Annotated in this window: 10 protein-coding genes; 4 read left to right on the top strand and 6 right to left on the bottom strand. The window is 65.7% G+C overall.

The genetic code is table 11. The annotated features are described in order from the left end of the window. Positions 1–4: 4 nt before the first annotated feature. From QY325_07275 to QY325_07265, 3 genes are read right to left on the bottom strand one after another with little or no spacing between them, the layout of a single operon-like run. Complete coding sequence (locus QY325_07275) at positions 5–2,230, bottom strand: PKD domain-containing protein (GenBank protein WKZ67723.1); 2,226 nt, start codon at positions 2,228–2,230, stop codon at positions 5–7. 1 nt (position 2,231) lies between these two features. After that, positions 2,232–3,155 (bottom strand): type IX secretion system membrane protein PorP/SprF, encoded by a 924-nt coding sequence (locus QY325_07270; GenBank protein WKZ67722.1) that lies wholly within the window; start codon positions 3,153–3,155, stop codon positions 2,232–2,234. Further along, positions 3,152–12,889 (bottom strand): HYR domain-containing protein, encoded by a 9,738-nt coding sequence (locus tag QY325_07265; protein WKZ67721.1) that lies wholly within the window; start codon positions 12,887–12,889, stop codon positions 3,152–3,154. Before QY325_07265 ends, QY325_07270 begins: the two co-directional genes overlap by 4 nt. Before the next feature lie 230 nt (positions 12,890–13,119). On the opposite strand from QY325_07265, the gene QY325_07260 reads away from it, so the two are divergent. The 4 genes from QY325_07260 (at position 13,120) to QY325_07245 (ending at position 16,433) form a co-directional block, all read left to right on the top strand. Next, positions 13,120–13,659 (top strand): sigma-70 family RNA polymerase sigma factor, encoded by a 540-nt coding sequence (locus QY325_07260; protein ID WKZ67720.1) that lies wholly within the window; start codon positions 13,120–13,122, stop codon positions 13,657–13,659. Next, positions 13,656–13,937 carry a hypothetical protein gene (locus QY325_07255; protein WKZ67719.1) on the top strand — a complete coding sequence of 94 codons (282 nt, stop codon included), beginning with the start codon at positions 13,656–13,658 and terminating at the stop codon, positions 13,935–13,937. The genes QY325_07260 and QY325_07255 overlap by 4 nt, the downstream gene beginning before the upstream one ends. A gap of 70 nt (positions 13,938–14,007) precedes the next feature. Then, positions 14,008–16,197 carry a S46 family peptidase gene (locus tag QY325_07250; protein WKZ67718.1) on the top strand — a complete coding sequence of 730 codons (2,190 nt, stop codon included), beginning with the start codon at positions 14,008–14,010 and terminating at the stop codon, positions 16,195–16,197. Then, positions 16,194–16,433: a 4a-hydroxytetrahydrobiopterin dehydratase gene (locus tag QY325_07245; protein ID WKZ67717.1), complete on the top strand. Its 240-nt coding sequence runs from the start codon at positions 16,194–16,196 to the stop codon at positions 16,431–16,433. Before QY325_07250 ends, QY325_07245 begins: the two co-directional genes overlap by 4 nt. A 159-nt stretch (positions 16,434–16,592) precedes the next feature. Here QY325_07245 and QY325_07240 read toward each other — a convergent pair whose 3' ends face one another. The 3 genes from QY325_07240 to pbpC form a co-directional block, all read right to left on the bottom strand. Continuing rightward, positions 16,593–17,156, bottom strand: a complete 564-nt coding sequence (locus QY325_07240; GenBank protein ID WKZ67716.1) for a DUF1573 domain-containing protein — start codon at positions 17,154–17,156, stop codon at positions 16,593–16,595. A 96-nt stretch (positions 17,157–17,252) separates the two neighbouring features. Next, the gene (locus QY325_07235) at positions 17,253–18,905 is read right to left on the bottom strand and encodes a S41 family peptidase (GenBank protein ID WKZ67715.1); all 1,653 of its coding nucleotides are present in this window, start codon (positions 18,903–18,905) and stop codon (positions 17,253–17,255) included. A gap of 64 nt (positions 18,906–18,969) precedes the next feature. Next, a complete protein-coding gene (pbpC, locus tag QY325_07230; protein ID WKZ67714.1) occupies positions 18,970–21,363 on the bottom strand; it encodes a penicillin-binding protein 1C in 2,394 nt (797 codons plus the stop codon). Between the last annotated feature and the right edge of the window lie 8 nt (positions 21,364–21,371).

Here is a 21,371-nt window from a genome sequence, read left to right as displayed (position 1 = left end):
CCGGCTAGGGGCGCCGTGCCTTCCGCGGCGTCGCACCCGAGAGCTGGTCCTGCATCGGCGCGGCATCCCCTCTCACCACCATGCGGAACTCCACACGGCGGTTCTGGCTGCGCCCCTCCTCGGTCCTGTTGCTGGCAAGGGGCTGGTTCTTTCCGTGTCCGATCGGCACCAGCCGTTCGGCGGCCACGCCCCGATCCACCAGGTGCCTCACCACCGCATCGGCGCGATCCTGCGATAGGCCTAGATTGTACTGGCGGCTGCCGATGTCGTCGGTGTGGGCTTCGATCACCAGCTGCAGTTCCGGATGCTGTCGGAGCAGGACGATGATCTGCTCCAGGATAGGCTCCGCACTGCGCTCCAGGTCGGCGCTCTTGTAAGCGAAGTGGATGGCGCTGGTGCGCAGCTTCTTGTGGTTGAGGTCTTCGAGGCGGCTCAAATCCAGCTGGCTCAGGTCCAGGAGCTGCTCCACGCGCAGGGCGAACACCTCCGCATCCAGGAACTGCAGTTCCTTCACCTTCCTGAAGACCTCGTAGAGTTCCTCTGCGCTCTTGGTCTCTCCCACGGAATAGGTGTAGGTGCCTTGCAGGGGATCGAAGCGCTCCACCACGCGGTAGAGCTTCCGGATCTGCGCGAAGCGCGGATCATCGAGGTCCACACGGGCCTTGCTCGTGAAGAGCTGCACGGAGAACACCGCATCGGCAAGGTCCACGCCTTGCAGGCTGGCATCATCGAAGGGCAGCTCCTGGTATTCGAAGCTATGGGTCTTGCCCAGTGCATCCTGGTAGGTTGCCACCACGGCCATGTCCTCGTGGTCGCGGAAGCGGTCGATGACGACGATGCGTTTGGTGTTGCAGCGGTTGGTGATCGTGCCCTCTCCATCCGGCCAAGCGATCACATCTAGCTTGACCTCATAGGTGCCTTCCGCCTTGAACGCATGATGTGCTTTCAGGCCTTCGAGCAATGTGCCGTCCCCGAGGTCCCAATGGTACTCGCCGGGCTTCATGCCTGGCAGGTTGCTCATGCCCCCATGGAGCTCCAGGCGACGACCGGTCCGCACCGTATCCGGGGCCGCGATCCACGCCTGGGTCAGGTCGGCCACCACCAGTTCCTTCTCGGTCAGCACGTGGAACACGGCGTTGGTCTTGCGGTCCATCAGCACCGAGCGCACCGTATAGGTTCCGGGCTGTTCGTAGCAGTGCTGCGCATGATAGCCCTTGATGCGTGTGCCATCGCCCATGTCCCAGTAATGATCCAGGGGGAGAGCGCTAGTGGCGGCATGCGGGCGCTTCCGCAGGGAGTAGCAGTAGTTGTTCTGCTGCTGCTCCGTGCAATCACGGAAGCGCGGCACGGTGACCTTGGCCTGGTGGATGGCATCCGTCCCGGAGCGGTTGGAGGAGAAGAGCGCGTTGTAGCGGTCCTGCATCTCGGCATAGCCATGGTCGTGGGCGGCGCTGTTGACGGGCTCCGGCATCCATTTCGGCGTCGCCCAGCCGTCCCCATGAGGTTCGCAGACGAGGATGTCGAGGCCGCCCAGCCCGCCGGGCCGGTCGCTGGCGAAATGCAAACGCCCATCGGCCTGCAGCCTGGGATAAGCCTCATTGCTGGCGCTGTTGATGCCCGGCCCCAGGTTCTCCGGTGCGCTCCATCCATCAGCTGTGCGTGTGGATCGGTACAGGTCCATGCCGCCGAAGCCGCCGGGCCGGTCGCTGGCGAAGAGCAAGGTGCGCCCGTCGGGAGAGAAGCAGGGGTGCACATGGGCATGAGCGGGATCATTGTGGGCGAATGGCACGGGTGCGGTCCAAGCCCCATCCTCCAGGTGCGAGAAGAAGAGGCCCAGCTGGCTACTGGATCGGCGCATGTTTGTCAGCTTCTTGGGCAGCACCTGGTTGCGGGTGTAGCAGATGGTGCGTCCGCCATCGGTGAAGCTGGCGGGGCCCTCGTTCACGGGAGTGGCGAGGTTGGCGCTGAAGAGCACCGGGGTGCCCGTTCGGCCTTCGCGCATCGGCACCCAGTAGAGATCGCTCAGCGGCTTTCCGGTCTCCGCGTCCACGAACCCGATGAGTGAGCTGTTCTCGCGCACCGAGCACATCACGAAGCCGCTGTCCATGAATAGCGGCGCGTAATCCTCCCCTGCCGGACGGATCCCCAAAGGTCGCACCTCATGCACCACCTGCGCGGTGGCAGCCAGCGCGCTGAAGGAGAGAAGGGGGGCGAGGAGGAAGCGTGGCATGTTAGAAGTAGCGCGGGTCCCTTACCCGGATGCGGTAGCCGAATTCATACTGGACCAGCAGTTCATGCGTGCCGCGGTGATACGGGCGCAGGGCGGATATGCCCAGGTCGTAGGCGTAGCCGAGGCGCCACTGCGGCGTAGGCAGCACCTCCAGCATCCCGACCACCGCATCGCGCGTGCGGTAGCTCACGCCCAGCCAGATCCGGTCCTTGTAGATGACATTCGTGCTGAGGTCACCCTGCAATCCACTGTCCAAGCGGTAGCGCAGCAGCGCGCTGGGCTTCAGCTTCAGGTCGTCGTTGAGCTTCATCAGCCATCCGCCTGTGAGCATCGGTTGCATGCTGATGCGTTCGTTCGTGAGGCGGTATGCGCCATCCGTTGGATCGTATCGGTGAGCGACCAGGAAGGGGACCGATGCGCCGAGGAACCATGTCTTGGTCTGATACAAGGCTCCCGCACTGAAGTTGGGTCGGAGCGCGGCTCGCGTGGCGCCCGCATAGGCGGCATCGTCTGTCTGCTGCAGGGACACCTCGGTCCAATTCGCCCGGAGAACCGTGAGGCCTGCGCCTACGCCCAAGGCAAGCTTGCCCCTGGGTGTGCGGATGCGGTACGCGTAGTTCGAGAGGATCCCCGATTCGTTGGTCACTCCGATACGGTCGTTGTAGACCACCAGGCCCAGCCCGAGCGGACTTCGCTTCACGGGGGCGTGCACGGAAGCCATCTGCGTGACCGGCGCCCCGTCAAAGCCCACCCATTGCTGGCGGTGCGTCAGCGTGGCGCTGAGCACATCGCGGCTGCCGGCATAAGCGGGGTTGATGGTCAAGCCGTTGAATAGGTACTGGCTGGTGAGCGGAGAGTGCTGTGCGCGGACCGCAGCGGTGAGGCACAGCGCTACCAACGGGATAGAGCGGCGGATGATCCTCATCGCTTGATGATCACGTGGCCGTTGTACGTTCGGTTCCCACCAAGGTTCAGCACGTAGAAGTAGGTGTCATCCGGAAGGGCCTGACCGTTGTGGGAGCGCCCTTCCCAATCGTTGCCGTAGCGATCCGTCGCATACACGGGATGTCCCCATCGGTTGAAGATCCGCAGTTCGCTCGCCGGGTAGGCTTCGAGCCCGGTGATGACCCAGCGGTCGTTCGTGCCATCGCCATTCGGGGAGTAGCCTTGGGGAATGAAGAGGTCGGCCACGTGGATCAGCAGGGTGTCGCTGACCGAGGCGCAGATCCCCAGGCTGGCGGTAAGGACCACCACGTTGTCGCCGATGGCGAGGCCGGTGATGCTGGTGGAGCTGTCCGTCGGTTGTGCGAAGGAGCCCGACCCGCTGAGGATGGTCCATATCAGGCTCGCGCCGGGCGAAGCGCTGCCGGTCACCAGCGATTCCGTGGTCACCTCCAGGCGCTGATCCTCGCCGGCTTCCACCCATAGGGCCGTGCCTGGGTCGAGGAAGGTCACCAGCACCGTGTCGCTGGCGGAGCAGGACCCTTGGGCCTCCGTCCAGATGATGGCATATGTACCATAAGCGGTGGCCGTTGCGATGACGCTGGGCTGCTGCGGCGAGCCATAGAACGTGACGCCCGATGGGGCGGTCCATTGGCCTTGCCCGGTCCCGCTCAGGTCGGCAGCATCTCCGCAGATGCTCTGGTCGGGTCCAGCATTCGCGGCAGGAGCGGATTGGACGATCACCGGCTGTGTGGATTGCGCGGTGCATCCGGCCGTTTCAATGGTGTAGGTGAGGGGGATGCTGCCGGAGAGGCCGCTGGGGTCGAAGACGCCTCCGGAAACGTTCTGGCCCGACCATGTACCGCCCGGCGTGCCGGTGTTCCACCCATCCAGGTTGATGGGGCTGTGGTTGCTGCAGATCACCGAGCCGGGCGTCCAGGCCGCATTCGGTGCGGCGATGATGGTCAGTTCGGCGACCGCAGATGCGGGGCACGCACCGCCGATCAGGTGGCTCACGAGGTAGTCGCCTGGTACGCTCGCGGAAAGGTCGATGCTTCCGCTGAGGGCATCGATGGCCAGGCCGGCGGGTACTGCGCTGAAGGTGCCTCCCGCCTCCGCCGTCCACGGTGCAGGCGAAGGTCCGTTGACGCAGTATTGTGCTGCACCATAGGCGAAGGCGGCGTCGCTCGTGGGGTGGAAGGTGATGCGCACCGTGTCGGTATCAACGCAACCGCCGATTGCCACAGTCCACAGCAGGTCGAAGGCACCAGGGGTCGCAGCCGATACTTGCGCCGTTGGGTCCGTCACCGAACTGAGGCTGACACCGGTGGGTGCGGTCCAGATGCCGGAGCCGGATGCGGCCATTGTGGTTGATGTGCCGCAAACGGTCTGGTCGGGGCCAGCATCACTGGTGCAATCCACAGGCGTTCCGGCGCAGCCACAGTCGGTGGTCCATGCATCATCGATGGTTTGCTCGTTTCCGTCGTCGCAGGGCGTTCCGGGCAGGGCGCTGCCGCCCGCGCTGCCGGTGCAATCGATGAGCTGGCCTGCGCACTGGCAGCTGCTGTTCCAGCTGTCGTTGCCGGTGGAGGCATCGCCGTCATCGCAAGGCGTACCGGGCAGGGCCGATCCGCCGGCGCTGCCGGTGCAATCGATGAGCTGGCCTGCGCACTGGCAGCTGCTGTTCCAGCTGTCGTTGCCGGTGGAGGCATCGCCGTCATCGCAAGGAGTTCCGGGCAGGGCCGATCCGCCGGCGCTGCCGGTGCAATCGATGAGCTGGCCTGCGCACTGGCAGCTGCTGTTCCAGCTGTCGTTGCCGGTGGAGGCATCGCCGTCATCGCAAGGAGTTCCGGGCAGGGCCGATCCGCCGGCGCTGCCGGTGCAATCGATGAGCTGGCCTGCGCACTGGCAGCTGCTGTTCCAGCTGTCGTTGCCGGTGGAGGCATCGCCGTCATCGCAAGGCGTACCGGGCAGGGCGCTGCCTCCCGCGATGCCGGTGCAATCGATGAGCTGGCCGACGCACTGGCAGCTGCTGTTCCAGCTGTCGTTGCCGGTGGAGGCATCGCCGTCATCGCAAGGCGTTCCGGGCAGGGCACTGCCTCCGGGGACACCGGTGCAATCGATGAGCTGGCCTGCGCACTGGCAGCTGCTGTTCCAGCTGTCGTTGCCGGTGGAGGCATCGCCGTCATCGCAAGGAGTTCCGGGCAGGGCGCTGCCGCCGGCGCTGCCGGTGCAATCGATGAGCTGGCCTGCGCACTGGCAGCTGCTGTTCCAGCTGTCGTTGCCGGTGGAGGCATCGCCGTCATCGCAGGGCGTACCGGGCAGGGCCGATTCGCCGGCGCTGCCGGTGCAATCGATGAGCTGGCCTGCGCACTGGCAGCTGCTGTTCCAGCTGTCGTTGCCGGTGGAGGCATCGCCGTCATCGCAAGGCGTACCGGGCAGGGCCGATCCGCCGGCGCTGCCGCTGCAATCGATGAGCTGGCCGACGCACTGGCAGCTGCTGTTCCAGCTGTCGTTGCCGGTAGCCGCATCGCCGTCATCGCAAGGAGTTCCGGGCAGGGCGCTGCCTCCCGCGCTGCCGGTGCAATCGATGAGCTGGCCGATGCACTGGCAGCTGCTGTTCCAGCTGTCGTTGCCGGTGGAGGCATCGCCGTCGTCGCAGGGCGTTCCGGGCAGGGCGCTGCCGCCGGCGCTGCCGCTGCAATCGATGAGCTGGCCGACGCACTGGCAGCTGCTGTTCCAGCTGTCGTTGCCGGTAGCCGCATCGCCGTCATCGCAAGGAGTTCCGGGCAGGGCCGATCCGCCGGCGCTGCCGGTGCAATCGATGAGCTGGCCTGCGCACTGGCAGCTGCTGTTCCAGCTGTCGTTGCCGGTGGAGGCATCGCCGTCGTCGCAGAGCGTTCCGGGCAGGGCGCTGCCTCCCGCGCTGCCGGTGCAATCGATGAGCTGGCCTGCGCACTGGCAGCTGCTGTTCCAGCTGTCGTTGCCGGTGGAGGCATCGCCGTCATCGCAGGGCGTACCGGGCAGGGCCGATCCGCCGGCGCTGCCGGTGCAATCGATGAGCTGGCCTGCGCACTGGCAGCTGCTGTTCCAGCTGTCGTTGCCGGTAGCCGCATCGCCGTCATCGCAAGGCGTACCGGGCAGGGCCGATCCGCCGGCGCTGCCGCTGCAATCGATGAGCTGGCCGACGCACTGGCAGCTGCTGTTCCAGCTGTCGTTGCCGGTAGCCGCATCGCCGTCATCGCAAGGCGTTCCGGGCAGGGCCGATCCGCCGGCGCTGCCGGTGCAATCGATGAGCTGGCCTGCGCACTGGCAGCTGCTGTTCCAGCTGTCGTTGCCGGTAGCCGCATCGCCGTCATCGCAAGGCGTTCCGGGCAGGGCCGATCCGCCGGCGCTGCCGCTGCAATCGATGAGCTGGCCGATGCACTGGCAGCTGCTGTTCCAGCTGTCGTTGCCGGTGGAGGCATCGCCGTCATCGCAAGGCGTACCGGGCAGGGCCGATCCGCCGGCGCTGCCGGTGCAATCGATGAGCTGGCCTGCGCACTGGCAGCTGCTGTTCCAGCTGTCGTTGCCGGTGGAGGCATCGCCGTCATCGCAGGGCGTACCGGGCAGGGCCGATCCGCCGGCGCTGCCGGTGCAATCGATGAGCTGGCCGATGCACTGGCAGCTGCTGTTCCAGCTGTCGTTGCCGGTGGAGGCATCGCCGTCATCGCAAGGCGTTCCGGGCAGGGCGCTGCCGCCCGCGCTGCCGGTGCAATCGATGAGCTGGCCGATGCACTGGCAGCTGCTGTTCCAGCTGTCGTTGCCGGTGGAGGCATCGCCGTCATCGCAAGGCGTACCGGGCAGGGCCGATCCGCCGGCGCTGCCGGTGCAATCGATGAGCTGGCCTGCGCACTGGCAGCTGCTGTTCCAGCTGTCGTTGCCGGTAGCCGCATCGCCGTCATCGCAAGGCGTACCGGGCAGGGCCGATCCGCCGGCGCTGCCGCTGCAATCGATGAGCTGGCCGACGCACTGGCAGCTGCTGTTCCAGCTGTCGTTGCCGGTAGCCGCATCGCCGTCATCGCAAGGCGTTCCGGGCAGGGCCGATCCGCCGGCGCTGCCGGTGCAATCGATGAGCTGGCCTGCGCACTGGCAGCTGCTGTTCCAGCTGTCGTTGCCGGTAGCCGCATCGCCGTCATCGCAAGGCGTTCCGGGCAGGGCCGATCCGCCGGCGCTGCCGGTGCAATCGATGAGCTGGCCTGCGCACTGGCAGCTGCTGTTCCAGCTGTCGTTGCCGGTAGCCGCATCGCCGTCATCGCAAGGCGTACCGGGCAGGGCCGATCCGCCGGCGCTGCCGCTGCAATCGATGAGCTGGCCTGCGCACTGGCAGCTGCTGTTCCAGCTGTCGTTGCCGGTGGAGGCATCGCCGTCATCGCAAGGCGTACCGGGCAGGGCGGTGCCGCCGGCGCTGCCGGTGCAATCGATGAGCTGGCCTGCGCACTGGCAGCTGCTGTTCCAGCTGTCGTTGCCGGTAGCCGCATCGCCGTCATCGCAAGGCGTACCGGGCAGGGCCGATCCGCCGGCGCTGCCGCTGCAATCGATGAGCTGGCCGACGCACTGGCAGCTGCTGTTCCAGCTGTCGTTGCCGGTGGAGGCATCTCCGTCATCGCAAGGCGTACCGGGCAGGGCCGAGCCGCCCCATGCGCCAAGGCAGTCCTGCGCGCACGGGGTTGATCCGCTATTGCCTCCAACGCACTGTCCGCAATTGTCCAGGTAGGCCCCGGCGGCGAGTGAGCCGGTGCAGTCAACCACCATGGCGGTGACGCTGCATTGCGCTGAGAGACCGTGCAGGTCCGCGATGGAGAAGGTGACCGTGAATGAGCCGGTAACCGTGGTTCCGGGCGCCGGGTTCTGACTGATTCCGGCTGCAGCAGTACCGCAGTTATCCGCTATGAGGACCAGGCTGCGCCAGTCCGGCATGGAGCCCGAAAGCCCAGAAGTGGCGGGGATGCCCGGAATGACGGTGGGGCAGGTGATTGTCGGTGCGGTCTGGTCGATAACGACCACGCTGAAGCTGCAGGTCGAGGCATTCCCGGCTGCATCCACGGCAGTGTAGGCGACCGCATGCGTCCCCACGCTGAAAGCACTTCCTGGTGCTGGGCCACCGGTCTGTGTGATGTTCGCGGCTCCGCATGCGTCGGAGGCGAGCGGCGGATTCCAGCTCACCACAGCGTTGCATGAGCCGAATGGTGTCGACATCGTGAGCGGCGCGGATGGGCATCCGGTGATCACCGGCGGCGTTGCGTCTGTCACGGTCACGGAGAATGTGCATGAGGCCGACAGACCTGCGGCGTCGCGGACGGTAAGGGTCACGCTATGCGCACCGGGAGGGAGCGATGCGCCCGGGGCAGGGGCCTGGGTCAATGCAAGGCCAGCGCTGCCGCAGTTGTCGCTCACGGCCGCCGAGGAGCGGTAGTCCGGGAGGGATGCGGTGCAATCCGGTCCGGCATGCAGCGTAGCAATGATGCTGGGACAAGAGACCGAGGGAGCGCTCTGATCCACTACGCGCACCCAATGGTTGTTCCAAAGGCCGTTGCCATGCGCGTCCTCGATCCACATCGTCATCAGGAAGGCCGGACCGGGTCCCAGCACGGTGCCGGGTGAAGGCGTCATCGTGTTGGTCCAGGCGCTGCAATCCGTGATTGTCAGGGAATCGCGCAGGTCGGGGAATGCGATCGCGCAGCCTGCGCCCGTCGAGAGGTGGATGGTATCCATCAGTGGGCACCACACGGTGGGGGGCGCCAGGTCGATCACTTCCAGCTCGAAGGTGCAGGTGGCGGTTAGGCCGGCACCGTCAGTTGCGGTGTAGCCGATGGTGTGCGATCCGATCCCGACCGACGATCCGGCCATGGGGCCGGCGGTCTGCACAATCAGCACTGGTCCGCAGTTGTCCGTGGCGGTGGCGCTCAGCACAGGTAACAGTTCCAGGCAATCACCGTCCGCATCATTGAGTGATAGGCCTGCAGGGCAAATGATGGCCGGCGCCTCCTGGTCCATGACGATCATGGTCCAGGAGCAGGTCGCCACCCGACCGGCGTCATCCCGATGCTCCTCGCGGAATCGATGCGCTCCCGGGCCAAGATCGATTGACCACTGCCCAGTGACTTCCCCCCAGTTGTTTCCGCCATCCAGGCTGTGCCATGTGCGGTAGTCGCTATCCGTATCGGAGTCGCATGCGTCCGTCGATTGAAGGACGGGGAAGATGTATTGCGCCATGCATCCTCCGTTCACCAGGGCGATGGTATCCAGGGCTGCCGGACAGTTCGTGAACACCGGTGCGATGGTATCCCGGACTTCCACCACCCATGTGCAAATGGCCAGGTTCCCTGCGGCATCCGCAATGGAATCGGAGAAGAGATGCATGCCGGGAGGCAGGAGCAGCTGGGTTCCCTCCGGGAGCGGCTCGTCGATTTCCGCTGGCGCTGTCGGCCCGCCAATCACCAGGACCCCGGAGCCGTCCTGAATGAAAGCGCCATCAGGCGTGATTCCGATGGGGCAATTGTCGGATGAGCTGATTGCAGGCAATGTATAGAGGGCTACACAGCTTCCTGATGGCGTATAGAGCAGCGTATGCGCAGGGGGGCAGGTGGCGATCGGTGGGTAGGGGTCTCCCACGGTGACCGTGTTGCTGCAGAGGGCGATGGGGCTGGTGCCGCTCAGTGCGATGTGCGCGATGGTGTAGGTTCCAGGAGCGAGGTCCACGCTGCCAATACCGGAAATGTCCGTCCAACCGGCATCATCAAAGAGCGAGAAGGGTGCGATGCTGTGGAGGCCGGTTCGCAGGTGGATCCGGTCTGCTGTTCCGGTCCCGAGGCAGTTATCGCTGTAGGTCGCTGCAACGGGAATGAAGGCTGCCGAACATGAGCCCGGGGCGACAGAGATCACGGCATCCCCGGGGCAGCTCACGATGGGCGGTGAAGCATCCAGTCCGAGCAGGAACGCTTGGCAGGGAGCGGAGGGATTCCCGGTAGCATCCACGGCCCGCACCTCAATGACGGTGATCTCCGCGAATGGGATGGTGGTTCCCGCGGCAGGTGACTGCACCATCTGCGGGGTTGGGGTGCAATTGTCGGTGCCGATGAAATAGGATGTGAAGTCAGGCACCTGCAGCATGCAATTGGCATCCGCTTGCGCATCCTCCATGGGGCTCACCGCCGGGCACTGCAGCACGGGCGGCGTGTTGTCAGACGGGGTGATGACGGCCACATTGCTGAAGCCGTTCGGGCATAGGGGCGAACTGAGCTCCACCCGGTACCTCCTAGGCGATGTGAGGTTGCTCCAGGTGATGGACGGCGTTGTGATCGAAGTGTTGTTCCAGGTCGTGCCGTTCTCGCTCCACTGCCATCGCACGATGGATCCACCATAGCCCGAGATGGACAGCATGCCGCTGGAAGGTGGGGGGCATACCTCGCCTGATCCGGTGAAGTTGCCACCGCCAGGTGGGAGGCCGATGCTCACCGACACCTGGGCGCTGGCGGCGGTGTTCATGCAACCGCCGGATCCAGCCAATGAGTAAGTGTATTCGCCCCCGGACATGGTGGCGGCATCGAATGTGTTGCCGCTCACCGCACTGGGTCCGCTCCAAGTGCCACCCGGCTGCGGGTTTCCTCCAAGCGCCGCGAACAGGTTGAAGGTGCCGGTGGGCGTGCAAAGGCTGAGCACGCCATCGATTCCGGCATTCGGTGGTGATTCAACCTGGATAGTGCCTGTGGTGCTTGTGCTGCAAGCCCCATGACCCACGGAATAGGTGACTGGGATGGCGCCACTGAGCCCTACCGGACTGAATGCGCTGCCTGTAACGCCGGGCCCCGACCAGGTGCCCGAAAGGTCGTTGCCGAACGCGAAGTCCACGGCATCCAAGCGGAAGCTGAGGCTCCCCGTCAGGGGCCTGGAGATGGTCACGTAGCGTGCGGGTTCCACCAGTTGCAGGCCGCTGTATTGGTCCACCATGCCGCCGATGGCAAGGCTGCCGGCATTGTGCGTGGGAGGCATCGTCAGGCCTGTGGTGATGATGGCAATGGCATTGCCTGCATCCGCGCCCCAGGTGAGTCCCACGGTGCCGCCTGCTGGCACCACGGATCCAAGGTCCACGGTGATGGAATTTCCGGCATTGGCAAAGGCCGCATAGGTGCCGGACAGCCCATCAACGGCACCGGCGGCGTTGCTCACCCCCGTCGATGCCATCACCGAAACGGCATGGCCCCTGGTGAACGGGACCAGGAAGCCCATGAGGTTCAATGGAGCGGCGCTGGTGCATACGGGCCCTGGCGGTTGCCAAACCGAGCGGTTCGGCATGGCCATCAGGTCGATCTGCCCGGATGCCACAAAGCCATTCAGGTTGGAGGCACCGGTGATGCTGAAGGTGCCGAGGTCGAGGTTGGTCTCGTATGCACCGCCAATTGCGAACCTCCCGTTCCGGTTGGCGGCGATGGCTGGCGGCGTGGCATCCTTCTCGCTGGTGAACCGGTCGATGCGCGCCACCTGGCCCGATGGAAGGTACGCCGCTACGAAGGGTTGGGTCTTGTTGTTCGGCGCCGAGAGGGTGATGCCGCCCAACGTGAAGGTTGTGCTGTACTGGCCGGAAAGGAGCACCAAGCCCTGTCCGGTCAGGGCCAGGCCCGTACCGCCGAATAGGTGGTCCCCGCCCGTCGACGTGCCGGTGCTCACCCATTGGAATTCACCATTGGCTTGGTTCAGTCGGGCCAGGTAGCCGTAGTCATGGGTGCCGGTCGCGATGGTTCCTTGGCCAGGGAAGAGGCTCGGTGAGTGGGTGATGCCGGTGAGGTACACCGCTCCGCAGCCGGCTGCCAGCGCAGCGGGCCCTTGGAGCGCTGATGACAGCTCCGCTACCTGAGTCGTCCAAAGGGCCGCACCCGGGGCCGAGAGCGCGGTGACCCGGATTCCGCTCGAGGCCGTTGAGGTATGCGTGCCCAGTACCGCACCGCTCGGCCCATACCAGGTCATGGTTGCGTTGCGTGCGTGGTACCCGGCATAGACCCGGTCACCATCGACGGCCAGGCTTCGGGGCAGCTCATCATCCCCGCTTCCGCCGGATATGAGCCACTCTCCCACGCCGTAGGTGGTGAGCTTGGCGATCGCCAGGTTATCCTTCCCGCTCGGCAGCGCAGCCGGTATGGAGCCGAAGCCGGTGGTGATGCGTCCCTCGATTGTGCCGAGCACTACGGGTCCATCTTCTCCGAACCGGATGCAGGAGGGGAAATCGGCCTCGCTGCCCCCCAGTCTGATTGCCCAGCGGAGCTCACCTGATGGTGTCCAGGAGGCGATGAACCAATCCTCTTTTCCGGCACTGGTGAGCGACTGGCTGCCTGTGGCGATGGTGGGATTCGCGAAGCTGATCGTGTTCTTGAACCATCCGCAGGCATAGGCATTTCCCGATTCATCCACCGCCACATCCATCGCGGCGCTTTCAGCGGCATTGTCCGGGGTGACTGCCCAGAGCAGGGCTCCGGTTGGACTGTATCGTGCGATGAACGCATCCTGGTTCCCGGTGACCTGTCCGGTGGTCCCTGCGAAAAGGCCCGTTGAGCGCGTGTAGCCCGCGGCCACCACGGCCCCTTGCTCATCCATGGCAACCCCCTTCACCTCCTCCTGATGGGTGCCTGATAGGTTGGCTGTCCATGGCCAGGCGAAGGGCTGCGCGTGCACTGAGGCACCCACGCAAGCCAATGCTGCGAACGCGAGGACCGCACAGCGTGTCAGGCAGTCGTGACCGCATGCATAGCGGTTTCGTGATCGGCGCATCGTTTTGGAGAGTGAGCGTCATACGCAGGAAGCCAACCCGGTGTTTCCGACACATCCAGCGGTTAAGTCGATGGGTGCATTTTCGCCATCGACGAGCGCTTTCAGCGTTACCAAAGGCCGGGGGTTGCATTCCTTCGCTGTTGAACATGCCCGCACCGCCAACGGAACCGGAGGAGATACGGCGCGCCCAAGCTGATCCGGCTCGGTTCGGCCCGCTGTACGACCGCTATTTCGCCGATGTGTTCCGATTCGTGCTCCGGCGTGCCGGCGACCGTGAGCTCACCGCGGACATCACCCAGCAGTGCTTCCTGAAGGCCCTTTTGTCGTTGTCGCGCTACCAGGACCGCGGCCTGCCCTTCCGCGCCTGGCTCTTCCGCATCGCGCTCAACGAGCTGCGCATGCATTGGCGCAAGCGCCGCGAGGTGGTGATCGACCTGGACTACCAGCGCGTCCGCGGTTTGGGCGAAGAGCTGGAACTGAATCCCGACCCCGACGACATGCAGCGGCTGGCCGCCGCGCTCTCCCACCTCGATGAAGCCCGCGCTCAGCTGATCCAGCTGCGATTCATGGATGGCATGAGCTACCTGGAGGTGGGCCAGGTGCTGGGCATCGGAGAGGATGCCGCCAAGATGCGCACCCATCGCGCCCTCGCCGTCCTGCGGGCCTATCTTTCCAAGCGGGCATGAAGCACCGATACCGCATAACGCCCCAGGGCAGCGGGCCAGAGCCCACTGATGCCGAGATCCTGCGCTACCGGGATAAGGGCAGGCTCCTCTACAACTACCAGCGGGCGCGCGACCTGCTGCACCGGCGGCCGATCTATCGGGACCCGAAGGCGTTCTTCGCACTGCTGCTGATCGTGCTGCTGGCCTGGCTGCTCAGCGAGGGCCTGCTGGAAGGCCCGCATCCGGATAGCGGCGGCAGCCCTGTTCCGGAGCAGTCGCCCCCGGCGCCTGGGCAGTGATGCCGGGCCCGCTGCTGCAGCCCTCGCTCCGGGTGGTGCGGCCTACCTTCGCCGCAATCTCGGTGAATCCATGCGCTACATCCGGCTATTCCTTCTTGGCCTGTTCGTGCAGGCGTCTGCCGCATCCGCCCATGAGGGCATGTGGCTGCCCACGCTCCTCAAGGGCATCGAGGGCGACCTGCAGGCGGCGGGCCTCAAGCTGAGCGCCGAGGATATCTACAGCATCAATCGCGGCAGCCTGAAGGATGCCATCGTGCTCTTCGGCGGCGGCTGCACCGCGGAGGTGGTCAGCGGGCAGGGCCTCATCCTCACCAATCACCATTGCGGCTTCGGTGCCATCACCGACCACAGCACCGTGGAGAACGATCGGCTCAAGAACGGTTTCTGGGCGGCCGGGAAGTCCGAAGAGCTGAAGAACCCCGGGCTCACGGCCACCTTCATCGTGCGCATGGAGGATGTCACCGAGCGGATCGCGCCGCAGCTGAGCGGAGCGCCCGATGAGGCGGCGCGCAGGGAACTCCTGGTAAAGGCCGCCAAGCCGCTGGTGGACGAGGCGGTGGCGGGCACCCACTTCAAGGCCGTGGTGCGCCCCTTCAACTACGGCAACAGCTTCTACCTCATCGTCACGGAGACCTTCCGGGATGTGCGACTGGTGGGGGCGCCGCCTGCGGCCATCGGCAAGTTCGGTGGCGACACGGACAATTGGATGTGGCCCAGGCACAATGCCGACTTCAGCCTCTTCCGGATCTACACCGGGCCGGACGGCAAGCCCGCCGAGCCCAGTGATGCGAACATCCCCATGAAGCCGAGGCACGTGCTTCCCATCAGCCTTGACGGCGTGAAGGAGGGGGATTTCGCCATGATCTTCGGATTCCCGGGCCAGACGCAGCGCTACTTGAGCAGCTATGCCGTGGAGTATGTGATGGAGAAGTCCGACCCCATGCGCATCGAGATGCGGACCGCCAGCCTGGCGGTGATCGATGCCGCCATGCGGGCCAGCGACCGTACGCGCCTTCAGTACGCCGACAAGCAGGCGGGCATCAGCAATGCCTGGAAGAAGTGGATCGGCGAGCTCAGAGGGCTGAAGGAACTGGGCACGCTCGAGCGGAAGCGGGCCTACGAGCGCGAGTACCAGGAGAAGGCCCGTGCAGCCGGCATGGCGCCCTATGCCGAGGCCCTGCCGCAGCTGAAGCAGCTCTACGGCGATTACGTGCCTTTTGCTACGGCCCGCGACCTGTTCGTGGAGATGGCCTACTACGGTCCGGAGGTGCTGCGCTTCGCCGATGGCTTCAAGGAGGTGGTGGAGCAGCACGATGCATTGCGGAAGGAGGGGAAGCTGGCCCCGGAGTCCCTGAAGGCCATGGAGGCCGCGAAGGCCTACTTCGCCAACTACGATGCCGAAGTGGACAAGCGCGTGTTCAAGGCCCTGCTGCCCATCTACCGGAAGCACATGCCGGCGCACCTGCTGCCACCGGTATTGAAGGAGGTGGACACGCGTTACCGCGGCGATACCGATGCCTGGGTGGATGCGATCTACGCGCGGAGCGCCTTCACCGATGAGGGCAGGCTGCGCAAGGCACTGGGCAATCCATCCGCCGGGGCCATGAAGCGATTGGCCAAGGACCCCGCCTTCCGGGTGTCGCGCAGCTTCTTCAGCACCTTCCTCGACCAGGTCCGGCCGCCTCATGCGCAGCTCAGCGACCGCATCGAGACCGCCATGCGCACCTACGTGAAAGGCATGATGGAGATGTATCCGGAGCGGACATATTGGCCCGACGCGAACAGCACCCTGCGCTTGAGCTATGGTGCCGTGGAGGGCAGCCTGCCGCGTGATGGCGTCCGCTACGTCCACAGGACCACGCTCGACGGCGTTCTGGAGAAGTACGTGCCGGGCGATGCCGAGTTCGATGTGCCCCAGCGGCTGCTCGAGCTCCATCGGACCAAGGACTACGGTCCTTATGGCGAAGGCGATGAGATGCCCGTCTGCTTCACTTCCTCGCTGCACACCACGGGCGGCAATAGCGGCAGTCCGGTGCTCAACGGGCGTGGCGAGCTCATCGGCCTGAACTTCGACCGCACCTGGGAGAGCACGATGAGCGATATCCAGTTCGACCCCGGGAAGTGCCGCAATATCTGCGTGGACGCGCGCTACCTCCTCTTCATCATCGACAAGTTCGCCGGGGCCGGGCATCTGGTGCAGGAGATGACCTTGGTGCGCCGCGAACCGCCCCATATGATCGACCTGCCCATTCACCGATGAGCGCTTGGGTAGAGGCGCAGGGCGCCCTCTGTCGCACCTTCCGTTTCGCCGACTTCAGCGAGGCGTTCGCATTCATGACCAGGGTGGCGCTGCTGGCCGAGCAGCACGGCCACCATCCGGAGTGGACCAACGTGTGGAATACCGTGACCATCCGGCTGAGCACGCACGATGCCGGTGGGGCTGTCACCGAGAAGGACCACCGGCTGGCGGCTGCGATTGACCGGTTGGTGGGCTAGGTGCCGCTGGTTGCGAGGCGTCCAGGCCGGAATCAGCTGGTTGGTGGCGACCCCGTCGCGCCGGGCGATGGCTGCGCGGATCAGGCCGCTGCTCGTCCGCCCTTGTCAAAGCAAGAAACCCCGCCGGCAGGCAGGGCTTCTTCGATGCGATGCGGTTGATTACTGACCGATGGTGATGGTCTGGCCTTCGCCGCCGGCGTTGGGGTTGCCGGTGCCGGGTTGCACGAAGGCCTTGATGCGGAGCTCGGTCTCCTTGGGCTCGGTGTTGGCCACCACCTTCACCGTCTTCGTCTGGGCGTTCTCCTGCTTGCCGGGGCTGTACTCCACTTCAATGTCGCCCGTGCCGCCCGGGGGGATCGGCGCCTTGGGGTAGTTGGGCACCGTGCAGCCGCAGCTGCCGGTGGCGCTCTCGATGATCAGCGGCTCCTTGCCGGTGTTGGTGAAGGTGAAGACGTACTTGTTCTTCGAGTCCTGCTTCACGGTGCCGAAATCGTGCTCGTACTTGCCGAAGTTCAGCGTCGTCTTCGGGGTGTTGTCCACCACGGGAGCGCTGGTGTTGGCCATAGGGTCGAACGACTGGCCTGCAGGGGAGGCTGCGCTGCTCGCGGCGGCCACAACGTTGCTGCCGGAGTCGCTTCCCGTGCCGGAGAGCTGGCCCCAGGCGATGACGCCGAGCGCCACGGCGATGACGCCGAGCAATGCGATCTGGATCTTGTCTTTCATGGGAGTAGCGGGTTTCGTCATGCGGTGTTTCGGGTTGCGAAAATAGGCCAAGGCCGTCCGCGCAAGCGCGCCTTAACGATCCCTTTGCATTTGGCGTCAACGCGACATGCCCAGCCGCTGGAAGCTGTCATCGGACAGCACCTCCAGGGCCTTCTGGAAGCTGCGGTCCACGGGATTCTCCGCATTGATCATCTGCCAGTAGGCGCTGGTGTCCCAGAGGTCGCGTGCCAGCAGGGCCTTCAGCCGCAGGGCGATCAGGGCCTGGGAGCGATCCATCCCCGCGGCATCGGGAGCGATGCCCTCCTTGGCGGCATAGGCTTCCAAGGCATCGAGCATCACGTCGCCCACCTGGAAGGCTTGGCGGAACTGATCCGGTCCCGCATAACGCTGCTTGAGCTCCTCGCGATGGTCATCCACATAGGAGAGGGCGAAGGTGTTCAGCACCCCTTTGCGCACCAGCTGGCCGAAGTAGGCGCTGCTCTGGGTGGTATCGATCGGCACGAAAACGTCGGGCAGGATGCCTCCTCCACCGTAGACCACGCGCTTGTTCATCGTGTAGTACTTCACCGTATCGGCCAGGTGCACGCTGTCGGCGCTGGTGAGCTCGCCCGCTGCCAGCCGGGCGACCTTCTCGCCGCGATAGGCCTCCACGCCGTCGTCATAGGGTTTCTGGATGCAGCGGCCGCTGGGGGTGTAGTAGCGGCTCACCGTGAGCCGCACGGCACTGCCATCGGGGAGCATCACCGGCCGCTGCACGAGCCCTTTGCCGAAGCTCCTGCGGCCTACGATGAGTCCACGGTCCCAGTCCTGGATCGCACCGCTCACGATCTCGCTGGCACTGGCGCTGCCTTCGTCCACGAGCACCACCAGCCGGCCCTTCTCGAAGCGGCCCTCCTTCGTGGAATAGGTGTCCTCGCGGGCCGAGGTGCGCCCCTGCGTGTACACGATGAGCTTGCGGTCGCCGAGGAATTCATCGCTCATCTCGATGGCCGTCCGCAGATAGCCGCCGCCATTGCCCTGCAGGTCGAGGATCAGGTCCTGCATACCCTTGGCTTTCAGTTCGTCCATCTTCTCCCGGAATTCCTTCATGGTGGTGGCGCTGAAGCGGCTCACCTTGATGTAGCCCACCTGGGGCGAGGCCATGTAGCTGGCCTCCACGCTGTAGATGGGGATCTTGTCCCGGGTGATCACGAAATCCAGCGGGGCCGGCTCGCCCTTGCGTGCCACTGCCACCGCCACCTTGGTCCCCTTCTTCCCGCGCAGGCGCTTCATCACATCGCTGTTCTTGAAGCCCGCACCGGCGGCATTCTCGCCCTCGATGGAGAGGATGCGGTCGCCTGCCCGGATTCCGAGGCGTTCGCTGGGACCGCCAGGTATGGCATCCACCACGTAGATCGTATCGCGGATGATGTTGAACTGGATGCCGACGCCCTCGAAGTTGCCCTTCAGCGGCTCGTTCACCTCCTCAAGCTCCTCTTTGGGGATGTAGATCGAATGCGGGTCCAGCTCCTCGAGCATCCGCACGATGGCCGCGTCAACGAGCTTCTGCTTGTCCACATCGTCCACGTACATGCGGTCGATGTGGTAGAGCAGGGATTCGAGCTTTCCGGTGGTGGCAGGGTCGGCAGCTGACGGGGGCGGCACCGGTTGTGCCGTGAGCGCTGCGGATAGCACCAAAGCGCCGACCAGGGCGGCGTGGCGGAAGGGGACGATCAATGGAGTGCGGTATGAGACGCCAATGTAACGCATGGGATGGCGGTGCGGTTGCCTTGGCACTCCCAACAACTGTCAAGCCATGGCCATCGAATCGGCTTCACGGACCGGTTGGGGGGCGAGGCGATGCGGAGATGGTGCGGAACCCGGTGCGGTGGTAGGCGCCGGCCTCATCCGTCAAGGTGAGGATGTGGTCGCCGTCGCCCAACTCCACCGCCAGCTGATGGTCGCCCACCGTGGTGCCGATCGGGGCGCCATCCAGGTCCCAATGGACCTTGGTGCGGGGGTTCCGATGCGCGGCCCGCAGCACCACCCGGCCCGGCTCGCCGTTCAGCTGCACCGGAACGTAGAGGGTGGCGCTCTGCTCGGGATAGATCATCTGCATGGGCTGGTCCTGCATGGAAGGGACTGCCGAGCCGGGCTCCCAGGGCGGCAAGGGGCGATAGGCAGGGTGCTCAGGGGCGTAGTAGTGCTCCATGGCCGGTGGCAGGCAGAACCAAGCGCGGACCTGTGCATCCGGCCCCGGGGGCACGCGGCAGGTGCCGTTGGCGTTCACCAGGATCCGGCGGTGATAGGGGCAGGGGGCGGTGCGGAGCGCTTCGCGCAAGGTCAGTCGCTCCTCCGCATCGTCGCAGTCCATTCCTGCCCGGTAGCCGCTCGCCCGGCAAACGGAAATGGGTTCCAGTGCATCGTAGGGCGGCTCGAATCCGCCGCCTTGGGGCAGCGCGCCGAAGAGGTCGAAGAGGAGGGGGGCGGCAGCCAAGGTGCCGGTGAGCCCGGGCCGGCCCTCGCCGCTTGCGTTTCCGGTCCATACCCCCACGGTATGGCGGTCCGTGGTGCCGATTGCCCAAGCATCGCGCTGGCCGAAGCTGGTGCCTGTCTTCCAAGCGATGCGCCGCGCCCCATCGAATCGGTGCCAGCCGGCCTCATTCTCCGGACGGTTCACCTGCTGCAGGGCCATCAGTGTGTGATAGAGCGCCCCGGCGCCCAGCACGGGTCGCGCATCGTTCCCCGCCTGCTCGGCCCCATGCACCACGGGGGGATGCACGGCGCCGGCCAAGGCCTCATCGCTCCCGGTGTAGCGCTGCACCACCCTGGCCATGGAGGCATAGGCGCCGGTGAGCTCCCAGAGGGTGCCTTCGCCCCCGCCGAGGATCAGCGACAGGCCGTAATGGGCCGAACTGCGGTCCAGGTGCAGGAGCCCCATGGCCATGAGCATGCCGCGTGTACGCTCCACGCCATGCTCGCGCAGCGCACGCACCGCAGGCACGTTGAGCGAGCGGGCCAGGGCCTGCGATGCCGGCACCGCACCGCTGTAGCGCTCGTCGAAGTTCCGTGGCGCGAACCCGTCGTAGCTGGTGGGCAGGTCGGCCACGAGCTGGTCGGGCATGCGCTCCCCGGCCTGCAGCATGGCGGCATGGAGGAAGGGCTTCAGCAGGCTTCCGGTGCTCCGGGGCGCACGCACGATATCCACATGGCCGGCATGGGCGGCATCGGCATCGGGCAGGTTGCCCAGGTAGGCGAGCACCTCGCCTGTCGGGACATCCAGGATCAGGACAGCTGCGTTATGCACCTCATTGGCCCGCAGCAGGTGGCCATAGCGCTGGCTCAGGTCGATTACCCGCTGCTGCAGGACCCTGTCAATCGTGCTCCGGATGCGCTTCCCCTCGAGGCCCGAGGACTGCAGCGTGGCCAGGAGGTGGGGGGCGAGCCGGGGCAGCGGGTGAGGTGCCTCAGGCAACGGTTCCTCGCGCGCCAACGACCAGGCCAGTGTATCCAGGGCCTCCGCGGCCAGCAGCCGGTCCAGCAATCGGTCCCGCTTGGCGCGCAGGCTCTCGCGGTTGCGGCCCGGGTGGATACGGGCGGGGGCGTTGGGAAGCACGGCCAGGGTGGCGCATTCACCCCAGCCCAGGGAGTGCGGGTCCCGGCCGTACCAGCGCCATGCTGCGGCCTCCAGGCCCACCACATTGCCGCCGAAGGGCGCGTTGGCAGCGTAGATCCGCAGGATCTCATCCTTGCTGAACCGCAGCTCCAGCCTCAGGGCCATCATGATCTCCTCGAGCTTGTTCAGCACCGTGCGCTCCCGATGCCCCAGTGCCATGCGCGCCACCTGCATGGTAAGGGTGCTGCCTCCGCTCACCGTGCGGCCGGCCTGCAGGTTCTGGCGCGCCGCGCGGAGGAGGGAAGGGAGGCGCACGCCCCAATGCTCGCGGAACCGGCGGTCCTCGAACGCGATGAGGCAGCGCTCGAACCGGTGGGGGATGCTATCGCCGGGGGGCATGCGCCACTGGCCGTCCGCGGCCACCGTGGCACCCAGCAGGCCACCATCGCGGTCGAGCAGCACCGTGCTGCGCGGCCCTTCGAAGAGCGGCTCCATCGGCCCCCACCGCCCCCAGGCTAGAACCAGGGCCGCAGCAACGGCGTGCCAGCGCAGCCTGCGGATCCAAGGGGCATTCCGCATCCGGCGCGGGCCTCCTCCGTTCACCGGAACCATGGGCGAAA

This window comes from Flavobacteriales bacterium, from assembly GCA_030584065.1.
GTDB lineage: Bacteria > Bacteroidota > Bacteroidia > Flavobacteriales_F > PHOS-HE28 > PHOS-HE28.
Note: the sequence above shows the minus strand (reverse complement) of the source record. Positions and strands in the feature narration are given on the sequence as shown.